The sequence below is a fragment of the Komagataeibacter sp. FXV3 genome, from assembly GCF_015155755.1.
Lineage (GTDB): Bacteria > Pseudomonadota > Alphaproteobacteria > Acetobacterales > Acetobacteraceae > Komagataeibacter.
In genome coordinates this window covers 1-10,952 of the sequence record NZ_VWPI01000054.1, presented here as the reverse complement: position 1 = coordinate 10,952, position 10,952 = coordinate 1, and the positions used below count along the sequence as shown (strand labels likewise).

General features: G+C 66.3%; 8 protein-coding genes. 1 reads left to right on the top strand and 7 read right to left on the bottom strand.

Annotation, left to right across the window (positions count from 1 at the left end):
• Positions 1-23 precede the first annotated feature (23 nt).
• Positions 24-341 (bottom strand): chorismate mutase, encoded by a 318-nt coding sequence (locus F1542_RS05490; RefSeq protein WP_193732152.1) that lies wholly within the window; start codon positions 339-341, stop codon positions 24-26.
• A 39-nt stretch (positions 342-380) separates the two neighbouring features.
• Positions 381-1,088, bottom strand: a complete 708-nt coding sequence (locus F1542_RS05485; RefSeq protein ID WP_193732155.1) for a metallophosphoesterase — start codon at positions 1,086-1,088, stop codon at positions 381-383.
• A 612-nt stretch (positions 1,089-1,700) separates the two neighbouring features.
• Between F1542_RS05485 and F1542_RS05480 the strand changes: the two genes are divergently transcribed.
• Positions 1,701-3,218 (top strand): acetyl-CoA hydrolase/transferase family protein, encoded by a 1,518-nt coding sequence (locus tag F1542_RS05480; RefSeq protein ID WP_193732151.1) that lies wholly within the window; start codon positions 1,701-1,703, stop codon positions 3,216-3,218.
• Positions 3,219-3,451: 233 nt separating this feature from the next.
• Here F1542_RS05480 and F1542_RS05475 read toward each other — a convergent pair whose 3' ends face one another.
• The 5 genes from F1542_RS05475 to F1542_RS05455 form a co-directional block, all read right to left on the bottom strand.
• Positions 3,452-7,987 carry an AAA family ATPase gene (locus F1542_RS05475; protein WP_193732150.1) on the bottom strand — a complete coding sequence of 1,512 codons (4,536 nt, stop codon included), beginning with the start codon at positions 7,985-7,987 and terminating at the stop codon, positions 3,452-3,454.
• Positions 7,988-8,003: 16 nt separating this feature from the next.
• Entirely contained in the window at positions 8,004-8,627 is a 624-nt protein-coding gene (locus tag F1542_RS05470) for a thioredoxin domain-containing protein (protein ID WP_193732154.1), read from the bottom strand.
• Positions 8,628-8,761: 134 nt separating this feature from the next.
• Complete coding sequence (locus F1542_RS05465; RefSeq protein ID WP_193732149.1) at positions 8,762-9,676, bottom strand: hemolysin family protein; 915 nt, start codon at positions 9,674-9,676, stop codon at positions 8,762-8,764.
• Positions 9,673-10,254 (bottom strand): rRNA maturation RNase YbeY, encoded by a 582-nt coding sequence (gene ybeY, locus F1542_RS05460; protein ID WP_227672506.1) that lies wholly within the window; start codon positions 10,252-10,254, stop codon positions 9,673-9,675. The genes F1542_RS05465 and ybeY overlap by 4 nt, the downstream gene beginning before the upstream one ends.
• Positions 10,238-10,952: PhoH family protein (locus F1542_RS05455; RefSeq protein ID WP_193732148.1), on the bottom strand; the 715-nt coding region annotated here is incomplete at its 5' end. The genes ybeY and F1542_RS05455, both read right to left, overlap by 17 nt.

Below are 10,952 nucleotides of genomic sequence, written 5' to 3'. Positions count from 1 at the left end.
CCTGTATGTCGGGCATCGGGGGCTTACCGCCCTTCGCTGGCGGCAATGGCTTCATGGTGGCGGATGACCTCGCGGATGATGAAGGCGAGGAATTTTTCGGCAAAATCCGGGTCCAGCTGGGCTGACTTGGCCAACTGGCGCAGGCGCGCGACCTGACGGGCCTCACGCGCGGGGTCTGCGGGGGGCATGTGGTTGGTCGCCTTCAGCTTTCCCACCGCCTGCGTATGGCGGAAACGTTCGGCCAGCATGTAGATCAGGGCTGCATCGATATTGTCGATGCTGCGACGCAGTTCTTCCAGCTTCGCCTGCGCGGCATCCTGCGTGGCCTGGGTGGTGTTCATGTGGGAAGGCTCTCCTGAAGTATGGGAATGCTTGTGGGCTTAAAGGATGGGCGGCAGGTCGATCCATGCCAGGTGGCCACCCTTGCCCGCACCGGTATCGGTAAAGATGGCGCGACCGCCCATCCGGCCATGCCTGACCCATGGCCGCCCGTCGGTGGATCGGCGGTCATGCCCGCAATATACCGTATAGCCCGCGGGAATGTGATCGACCCAGTTCAGCCGCCGTTCAGGGTAGCCGTCCTTCTGCATCCGGCCCGTCGTCTCGCCAAACAGGGCGCGCGACAGCAGGGGGGTGACGGTGCCCAGCCCCGGTGGTGGCAGTTCGCCCAGCATGCGGACATGGAAGCCGCCATGCACGAATATCGACTGCCCCAGCACGATCCACGCGGGCGCGCATGACAGGTCCGCCAGCGCGCGCTGGAATACATCGCTGTTTTCCTCGGCCATGAACTGGGTCAGGGTTTCCATCAATGGCGGGTCGCGCCGCATCTTGCGCCCCTGCAGCGCACGGGCCAGCTTGCGGTCATGGTTGCCCAGGATGAACAGCCCGCGCCGTTCATCGATCAGGCGCTGCATCAGGCGGAAGGCCCCGGCGCTGTCGGGGCCGTAATCCACCAGGTCACCCAGCTGTATGACAAACCGGTCCGTCGCCGCGGCATGGCGGAAGGCGTGCAGGTCACCATGCACGTCGCCCACGACGCGCAGGGGACGGCCGGCCAGCAGGTCCGCCAGCGGGTGCGCCGGCATCGTGACCGGGGGTAACGGGTAATCCCTCGCCGGGGCGGGCGGGGACGTGCCTTCCCGTGCCATGACAGGCCTGTGAGAGGGAAATCGACGTCTCAAACGAAAATCCTCTCCTGTCTCTATGGCGGTGCCGTGTGCCGGGGTCCCCTGATTGGGTCTTGTTGCCTATTATTCACAAGATTGGCCGCCTTTGCACTAGGGGGATGGCCAAGAATGTATCTTTAATGACACAAAACGGTTGCAGGCAGGTAACGACATTCCAGCTGGCTGACGGAGTATATTGCCAAAAATACATACCAAAAATACACCCTGCGCATATCCCGTCCGGTGATGGAGCAAACGTGAAACCCGTCACCGGGGTCCGGGCGCGGTGTCACACTCTTTTGTTGTGACGTCGCCTGCCGGAGGGAGAACAGATGATGGCGTCATGCCGAAGTGGAACGCAGCGTCGGCGCATGGGGTGCAACGGGAATACCCACACCGCACGCGAGGGCTGGGCAGATCGGACAGGTGCCAGCACGATGGGGACAGCAAAAGCCCCGCCAGACCCTGGCTGAGGCATACGACATATCCGGCTCAGGCCGGACATAACGATAAGAGTTTGAGGGAAAGTTCATGATCGACCACACCCGAATCCGGAATGCGGCGCTCCGGGCCAAGATCACCACCGCCGAGCAGGCGGCGTCCCTTGTCCGACCGGGCAGCACGGTTGGTACCAGCGGCTTTACCGGCGCGGGTTACCCCAAGGCCGTGCCGCAGGCGCTTGCCGCCCTGATGGAGCGCGAACATGCCAAGGGTAACGAATACCGTATCCGGCTGCTGACCGGGGCCTCCACCGGGCCGGAACTCGATGGTGCGCTGGCCAAGGTTAACGGCATCTCCTTCCGCATGCCCTACAATTCCGATCCCGGCCTGCGCGCGCGCATCAACAAGGGCGAGACGGAATACCTGGACATGCATCTCAGCCATGTCGCCCCCATGGCCTGGGCGGGATTCTTTGGCGAGATCGACACCGCCATCATCGAGGCCACGGCCATCCGTGAGGACGGCAGCATTGTCCCGTCGTCTTCCGTCGGCAATTCCAAGACATGGCTCGATACCGCCAAACAGGTGATCATTGAGGTCAACAGCTGGCAGGACGCGGCACTCGAGGGGATGCACGACATCTGGTACGGCGCGGCCCTGCCGCCGCACCGCCAGCCCATTCCGCTGCTGCGCCCCGATGACCGCATTGGTGGCACGTCGCTGAAGGTGGACCCGGCCAAGATCGTGGCGATTGACGAACCCAACGCCCCCGACCGCAACGCCCCGTTCTCCCCCCCCGACGAGACCGCGCGCGGCATCGCGGGCCACCTGATGGAATTCTTCCGCCATGAAGTGAAGATGGGCCGCCTGCCGCCGTCGCTGCTGCCGCTGCAGTCCGGCGTGGGCAATGTGGCCAACGCCGTCATGGGCGGGCTGGAAGAAGGGCCGTTCAACGACCTGACCGCCTATACCGAGGTCATTCAGGACGGCATGCTGGGCATGCTGGAAACGGGCAAGATGCGGGTCGCGTCGGCCACCGCGTTCTCCCTCAGCCCCGAAGCCGCGGAATCGCTCAATGCCCGCATGCGTGAATTCCAGAAGAAGATCATCCTGCGCCCGCAGGACATCAGCAACCATCCCGGCCTGATCCGTCGCCTGGGCTGTATCGCCATGAACGGCCTGATCGAATCGGATATCTACGGCAATGTGAACTCGACCCAGATCATGGGTTCGAAAATCCAGAACGGGATTGGCGGTTCGGGGGATTTTGCCCGCAATGCCTATATTTCCGTATTCATGACGCCGTCCACCGCCAAGGGCGGCAAGATTTCCGCCATCGTGCCCATGGCGTCGCATGTGGACCACATCACGCAGGATTCGCAGGTGCTGGTGACCGAACAGGGTCTGGCCGACCTGCGTGGCCTGTCGCCCAAGCAGCGCGCGGAAGTGATCATCGCCAACTGTGCGCATCCCGATTATCGCCCGATGCTGCAGGATTATTACAAGCGTGCCCGTGCGGGGTCGTTCGGCCAGCAGTCGCCGCACCTGCTGAACGAAGCCCTGTCGTGGCACCAGCGCTTTATCGATACCGGCAGCATGATGCCGTAATCACAGGCGCTGTTTCCCATGGAAGCATGAAGCCTGCGGGAAAGGCGGCGGATGGTGACCGCCCCTTTCCCACACCGGCATCCGGTCCAGGATAAAAGAGGCCTGTGGGATAATGGTTCCCACAGGCCTGTTCTATTTCGCACCGGATGCCTGTTTGAAAATCAGAAGTTCTTGGTGAAGCTTTCTTCAAAAAAGGCGGCGCCCGGAAACTTTTATTTTTTAACAACAGTGTTTTATGCGGTAGGCGTGTCCACCATCTCGGTCGCGCGTTCCAGATCGACCGACAGCACGCGGCTGACCCCGCGTTCCTGCATCGTCACGCCATACAGCCGGTCCATATGCGCCATGGTCAGCTGGTGATGGGTCACGACAAGGAAGCGCGTGCCCGCTTCGGCCACCATGTCACCCAGCAGGGCGCAGAAACGGCCCACGTTGGCGTCATCCAGCGGGGCATCCACTTCGTCCAGCACGCAGACGGGCGCGGGATTGCAGCGGAAGACCGCGAAAATAAGCGACAGCGCCGTAAGCGCCTGTTCCCCGCCCGACAGCAGGGACAGCGTCGCCAGCTTCTTGCCCGGCGGCTGGGCATAGATTTCCAGCCCCGCCTGCAGCGGGTCATCATTGCCCACCATGCCCAGATGTGCCCGCCCGCCATTGAACATGCGTGCGAACAGGGACTGGAAATGCTGGTCGATCTGGGAAAACACGGCCATCAGCCGCTCACGTCCCTCGCGGTTCAGCTGGCCGATCATGCCACGCAGGCGGGCGATGGCGGATTGCAGTTCGTCGCGTTCGTGCAGGATGGTGTCGATCTTGCCCGATGCGTCCTGTGCCTCGATTTCGGCACGCAGGTTGACGGGGCCCAGTTCGTCACGCTGGCGGGTCAGGCGGGCGACCTTGCGGCGCAGGCCGGTTTCGGCGTTCACGCTCAGATCCGCCGGCACCACACCGGCGGGTGGCTGCGATTCCGCCTGTAACTGTTCCAGCAGCACCTGCGCCTGCTCCCGCCTGCCTTCGGCGCGGACCAGTTCCTCACGCGCGGCGGTCAGGACTTCCTCCGCCGTGCGGCGGCCTGCCTGCAGTTCGCCCTGGCGGTCCTGTGCCTGCTGTAGTGCCGTCGCCGCCACGTCGTGGCTTGCGGCATACTGTTCCAGTTCGGTCGCGATCGCATCCCGCCGCGCACGCACCGCCACGGGTTCCGGGGCCAGGCGTTCATGTTCGGCCTGTGCGTTGTGCAGTCGGGCCAGGGCTGCTTCGGCCTCCAGCGTGGCGGCCTCGACACGGGCGGTCCATTGCGCCAGTTCCTGTGCCGATGCGTCAAAACGCTGGCGCAGGCTGGCTTCTTCCGCCTGCAGTTGCGCCACGGCGTCGCGGCGTTCATGTTCCTGTGCGCGCAGGGCATCATCGTGCGTGCGCAGTTCGCCCAGTGCGTGTTCCAGCCCGGCAATGTCAGGCAGGGCCGCCAGCCGCGTCCGCGCATTTTCCACCGCTTCATCCGCCTGCGCCACCGCAAGGGACAGGTCCGCCATTCGTGCCCGGCGGGCTTCCAGCCGTGCGCCGGTTTCGCGCATTTTCTGTTCCAGCCCCGCGCGGGCCGTGCGGGCGTGTTCCAGTTGCGTGGTGGTGGCTTCCACCGTGTCGCGTGCCTGGCGCAGGGCCTGTTCCGCCTCACTGGCGGCGGTCGTGGCCTGCCGTGCCGCCCCTTCGGCAAGGTCGGGGTCGGGCAGGGTCGTAAGCTGTTCGCGGCGTGTGGCCAGTTCGGCCGCCAGCGCGTCGCGGTCGGTTTCCAGCCGGGCCAGTTCGGGCTGCATGGCCTGCAGGCGGGTTTCGGCCTCGCTATGGCTGGACATGGTGGCCTGCATGGCCTGACGGGCCTGTTCCAGCTTCGCTTCGGCCAGCTGGCGGGTGGTGCGCAGCCCGCTTTCATGGGTCTGCGCCTGCGCCACCTGCGCGCTGGCGGCTTTCTGTGCCTGTTCCAGCCGGGCCAGATCCGGTAGGCTGGATTCGTGCTCCTGTGCGCGGGTGCAGGCGGCCTCGGCTTCCTTCAGGGCGGCGGCGGCCGTGTCCTGCTGCACGGCAAGCGTGTCGATCTGGGCCGTGATGGTGGCATGCCGCCGTGACAGGTCGGCTTCCTGCGTGCGGGTGGTGCCCAGTGTGCTTTCGGCACTGGCGCGCGCCGTACGGGCGGCCACCAGTTCCCGCGCCGCCTGTTCGCGGGCCGTGGCGGCAGTGCTGGCGGCCTGTTCCAGCGCCGGGATTTCGGTACGCGCCTGCTCCAGTTCCGCGCGCAGTTCACGCAGGCGGCCAAGCTGCTTCAGCCGCAGGGCCGCGCGTCCGGGCAGATTGGGGGCCTGTACATAGCCATCCCACCGCCACAGCGCGCCATCGCGCGTGACAAGGCATTGCCCCGGCGTAAGGCTGGCCTGCAATGCTGTCCCATCCATGCCATCGGGCAACAGCCCCGCAGCCCCCAGCGCGCGGGACAGGGCGGGCGGCGCGTTCAGCAGGGCGGAGAGCGGCTGGATTCCCGCGGCAGGGAAGGGGGCGGGCGTGGTCGTGGGCAGGTCGTGCCATTCACGCGGGGCCTTGCCTTTCAGCGTGGCATTCAGCCCATCTGACAGGACAACGGCCAGCGCGGTTTCCAGCCCGGTCGGCACATGCAGGCTTTCCGCCAGGGTCGTCCCGGATTCGGGGGCGTCCGTATCGCTGTCGCTTTGCAGGGCGCGGGCAAGGCCGTCGGCTTCCGCTTCCAGCCCCGACAGGGTGGCGCGCGCCTGTGACAGGCGGCTGGCGCAGGCTTCGTCTTCCCGCGTGGCAGCGACACTGGCGGTCTCGATGGCCGCCATGTGTTGCTGTGCGGCTTCCAGCGCGGCCTCGGCGGCTTCACGTCTGCTGACAAGGGCGTGCAGGTCCGCATCCGGTACCGCCTGCGCGCGCAGGCGTTCCATGCTGGCGGCCAGCGTGTCCACCTCGCCCTGCGCGCGCTGCCGGGCCGCCCGCGCCGTGCGCAGGGCTTCCTGCGTGGTCTGGCGGGTGGCGCGGGCATCCTTCAGGCGGGCATTGGCCTGTATTTCGGCCTGTGTCGCCTGTGCGCGGGCTTCTTCCGCATTGCCCAGTTCCGCGCGGATGGCGCCGAGCGTGGCTTCCGCCTCGGCCACCACCTGTGTCAGGCGCTGGCGTTCGGTTTCGGGGACAAGGCTGGCGCGGGCCTTTTCCACATGCGCGCGCACGCTGGCGATATTGCGTTCCAGCGCATCCAGCCGGTCGCGCACCGCATTGGCGTCATGCGTCGCCTGTTCATGCACGCGGCGGCTTTCGGTGGCGGCATTGCGGGCAAGGCCAGCCTGCAGCACGGCTTCCGAATGGGTGTGGGTCGCGGCTTCACGCATGGCCAGTGCATCGGTCGCACACTGTTCGGCTTCGATGATCCGCGCATCATGTTCGGCAATCGCGGCTTCGGTCGGCATGGCGGCCTCAAGGTCCGCGATTTCGGTGGCCAGTTCCGTGTGCTGGGCGGCAAGGCGTTCGTGCGTGGCGATGGCGCCATCCAGCACTTCGCGCGCCTGCATGGTCTGAAGCTGGGCTTCGCGCAGGGTCGTGGTGGCCTGTTCCACGCGTCCGGCCATGTCCGTCATGGCCTGCGCCAGCGCGGCGCATTCGGCCTGTGCTGTCGTGCACAGGTCGGGCAGGGCGGACAGGCGTTCTTCCACCTGCGCGCGTTCAGCCACCAGCCGGTCGCGCATGACGGTGGCGTCATCGCGGCGGGCAAGGGCGGCGGCCTGCGCGCTTTCGCATTCGCTCAGCCGCGTGCGGGCGGCATCCAGTGCGGCTTCGGCGCGGGCCAGTTCATCAGCAATGGTTTCGGCGCGTACCTTGAAACGTTCCAGTTCGGTGCGCCGGGTATCCAGTTCGTCGCGCAATGCGGGCAGGGTCTGGGTGATTTCGTAATCCGCGATGACCGCGCCTTCGGCGACCTCCTCGGCGGCCTTCAGGTCGCGCCGTGCCGCGTGCAGGGCGGTTTCGCCATCGGCCACGGCCTTGTGCGCGCGGGCATGCAGTAGCGCAAGCAGGGCGACTTCCGATTCCCGCAGTCCCTGTGACAGTTCACGGTAATGGCCTGCCTGCTCGGACTGTTCCTGCAGGTCACCCAGCCGGGCCTCAAGCTGGATGCGCAGGTCCTCGGCGCGGGCCAGGTTGGCTTCGGTCGCGCGCAGCTTCAGTTCGGCTTCATGCCTGCGGCCATGCAGGCCGGTAATGCCGGCGGCTTCTTCCAGGATGGTGCGGCGTTCCTCGGGCCGCGCGTTGACCAACGCGGACACGCGGCCCTGGCTGACCATGGCCGAAGAACGCGCCCCCGACGCCAGATCCGCAAACAGCGTCTGCACGTCGCGCCCGCGCGTGGTGCGGCCATTGATGCGGTAGCCACTGCCGGCACCCCGGTCCGCGCGCCTGCACACCTGCAGTTCGTCCTGCCCCTGAAAGGGGGCGGGGGCGACCTCGGCCGCCCCTTCCAGCGTCAGGGTGACCTCCGCCATGTTGCGTGCGGCGCGCGCGGTGGTCCCGGCAAAGATCAGGTCGTCCATTTCCCCGCCGCGCAGCGAACGGGCGTTGGTTTCCCCCATGACCCAGCGCAGGGCCTCGACCACGTTGGACTTGCCACAGCCATTCGGCCCGACAATGCCCGTCAGCCCCGGCAGGATATCGACGGAAACCGGGTCGGCGAAGCTTTTGAACCCTGCGATGCGCAGCCGGACGAAACGGGCGGTCATGATGGCGTGGTCCCGGTCACTGTGCCGCCGCTTCGACCTTCTTGGCGAACTCCTCGTAATTCAGTTCCTGCGCCACCTGTTCCTTGTTGTTGAAGCGGAAGGTGGGGGTGCCATCGATCTTGTACTGCGCCTGCGCACGGTCTTCTTCATCCATGATGGCGTGACGCAGCTTGTCGTCATGGATGGTCTGCTGGAACGTGTCGGCCGACATGCCGGCAAGTGCCGCCATCTTCTGGATCTGTTCCTCGGGGTTCACGTCCTTGCCAAATGCCCAGCGGTCCTGGCTGGACAGCAGGGCCAGCACGAAGGGCTCATAGCGTTCGGGCGGCAGGGCGCGGGCGACCATGGATGCGGTCAGCGCCACCTGATCCAGCGGGAAATCACGGAAAATGTAGTACACGCGCCCCGTATCGACCAGCTTGGTGCGGATTTCGGGGAACACTTCGGCGGCGAAGCGCGCGCAGTGCGTGCAGGTCAGGGAGAACCATTCCTCGACATGCACCTTGGCCTGCGGGTTGCCCACCGCGCGGATCGACAGGCGCGGGTCGGCGTCCTGCGCCATGGCCCTGCCGGACAGCAGGCTGCCGCCAGTAATAAGCGCGGGGGCAAGGGCAAGCAGGGTGCGGCGTTTGATGGGCATCACGGGTCACTCTCCGGTATGGGACTGGATGGGGGATAAAACCCCGGCGCGGCGAGTGTAAAGAGGCGACGGGCGCGCGTAAATCCATTCCACGCGCCATGGCGCGCCCGCATGGCGCGGGCGTGCCGTGATGGTCAGGCGGCGGGCGGCGCCTCACGTGGCGGCAGGCGCACGCGCACATGGCGGATATGGCGGGCATCCGCATCAAGAATGCGGAAAACCATGCCGCTTTCGTGGGTTACGACTTCGCCGCGTGTCGGGACGTGACCGGCCAGACGGAAAACCAGTCCGCCCACGGTCTCGATCTCGGCTTCACGTTCCTCCCGCGTCAGGATTGGACCAACCTTTTCCTCAAACGCCGCGACGGGGGTGCGGGCGTCCACCTCCAGCGTGCCGTCCGGCCTTTCGCGTATCATGTTGGCCGCAGGCTCATCATGTTCGTCCGAAATGTCGCCCACGATGGTTTCGATCAGGTCCTCGATGGTGACCAGGCCGTCGATGCCGCCATATTCGTCGATTACCAGCGCCAGATGGACATGGCGGACGCGCATCTGCAGCAGCAGGTCCAGCACCGGCAACTGGGGTGCGACCATAAGCGGCTGGCGCAGCAGGGGTTCCATGCGGAAGGCTTCGGACGTGCCGACATAGGCGATCAGGTCCTTCACATGGATCATGCCCACGATGTCATCCAGCTGGTCGCGATAGACCGGCATGCGGGAATGGTTTTCCCGTCGCATCATGGCCAGTGCCTCGTCCAGACTGATATCGACGGGCATGGCCACGATGTCGGCGCGCGGGATCATCACGTCATCCGCCGTGATCCCGCGCAGGCGCAGCACATTGGCCAGCAGGGCGCGTTCCTGCCGGTCCAGTTCGGACGACCGGGGGTCGGCTTCATCCCCCGCCGCGTCATCGGCTTCCTTGACCAGCGCGGCAATGGAATGGCGCAGTCCCTGTTCGCCACGTTTGCGGCTGAACAGCGACAGGAATCCCTTGCCGCGCGACCCGGACGGAGGTTCCGCGCCCGCGTCACTGCCATTCCGGCTCATGACCGTACCCCCCGCGTGGTGGCCATGCGGCCGGATTTCCATGGATTGGCGATGCCAAGCCCGGACAGGGTGCGGGCTTCCAGCATCTCCATCTCCCGTGCCTCGCCGGGATGATGGTGGTCATGCCCGGCCAGGTGCAGGACGCCATGGATGACAAGGTGGGCGAGGTGGGCGGCCATCGTGCGGCCCGCCGCGCGGGCCTCGCGCGCCACCGTCTCGAACGCGATGATGATGTCACCGCCCCATATGCCGCCACCCGCATGGGCCGGGGCGTATTCGAATGTCAGGACATTGGTGGGTTTGTTCCGGCCGCGATGGCGCCAGTTCATGTCGGCCACCGTGCGGTCATCGGCCAGTACGACCGTTACCGGCCCATGGCATCCCGTGGCCTGCAGCGCGGCGTCCACGGCGCGCGCCACCAGCCGCGCCGGGTTGGGGACGGCGCGGTTCCAGCGCCGGTCCGCCACGGTTATGTCGGGGCCGTCCAATCCGGCCGGAAGGACGGGCGCACCGGCCCGTCCCGCTGCATCCGCGACCCCGCCGGAATGGGCGGGGCCTGTGCTACTTCGAGGTTTCATCGTTCTCCTGCTGCGACCGGGCGCGGTGGGGACGGTGCTGTGCCCCGGCGCGCTGGTCGTATGCCTCCACTATACGCGCCACCAGCGGGTGGCGCACCACGTCACGCGATTCAAATCGCATCATGCCGATCCCGGGCAGGCCGTCCAGCGTCTCGACGGCTTCCCTCAGGCCGGATGTCACGCCACGCGGCAGGTCAACCTGGCTCAGGTCGCCGGTAATGACCATGCGCGTGCCTTCCCCCATGCGGGTCAGGAACATCTTCATCTGGGCGGGGGTTGTATTCTGCGCCTCGTCCAGAATCACAAAACAGTGCGCCAGCGTCCGCCCGCGCATGAACGCAAGCGGCGCCACCTCGATTTCCCCCGTGCCCATGCGCCGGATCACCTGATCCCCCGGCATCATGTCATGCAGCGCATCATAGAGCGGGCGCAGGTAGGGATCGATCTTTTCCTTCAGGTCACCGGGCAGGAAGCCCAGCCGTTCGCCCGCTTCGACCGCGGGCCGCGACAGGACGATCCGGTCCACCTGTCCCGCCTGCAGCATGGCCACCGCCTGCGCGACCGCAAGGTAGGTCTTGCCCGTGCCGGCGGGGCCAAGGCCAAACACCATTTCCTGTCGCGCCAGCATGTCCATGTACTGTCCCTGTCCCACGGAACGCGGGGCGATGGGGCCACGGCGCGTCATGATGGTGGGCAGG

What these genes read in the sequence shown, in the direction of transcription:
- F1542_RS05490 (WP_193732152.1), bottom strand. Translation starts at nt 341, where the DNA reads ATGAACACCACCCAGGCCACGCAGGATGCCGCGCAGGCGAAGCTGGAA.
- F1542_RS05485 (WP_193732155.1), bottom strand. Translation starts at nt 1,088, where the DNA reads ATGCCGGCGCACCCGCTGGCGGACCTGCTGGCCGGCCGTCCCCTGCGC.
- F1542_RS05480 (WP_193732151.1), top strand. Translation starts at nt 1,701, where the DNA reads ATGATCGACCACACCCGAATCCGGAATGCGGCGCTCCGGGCCAAGATC.
- F1542_RS05475 (WP_193732150.1), bottom strand. Translation starts at nt 7,987, where the DNA reads ATGACCGCCCGTTTCGTCCGGCTGCGCATCGCAGGGTTCAAAAGCTTC.
- F1542_RS05470 (WP_193732154.1), bottom strand. Translation starts at nt 8,627, where the DNA reads ATGCCCATCAAACGCCGCACCCTGCTTGCCCTTGCCCCCGCGCTTATT.
- F1542_RS05465 (WP_193732149.1), bottom strand. Translation starts at nt 9,676, where the DNA reads ATGAGCCGGAATGGCAGTGACGCGGGCGCGGAACCTCCGTCCGGGTCG.
- ybeY (WP_227672506.1), bottom strand. Translation starts at nt 10,254, where the DNA reads ATGAAACCTCGAAGTAGCACAGGCCCCGCCCATTCCGGCGGGGTCGCG.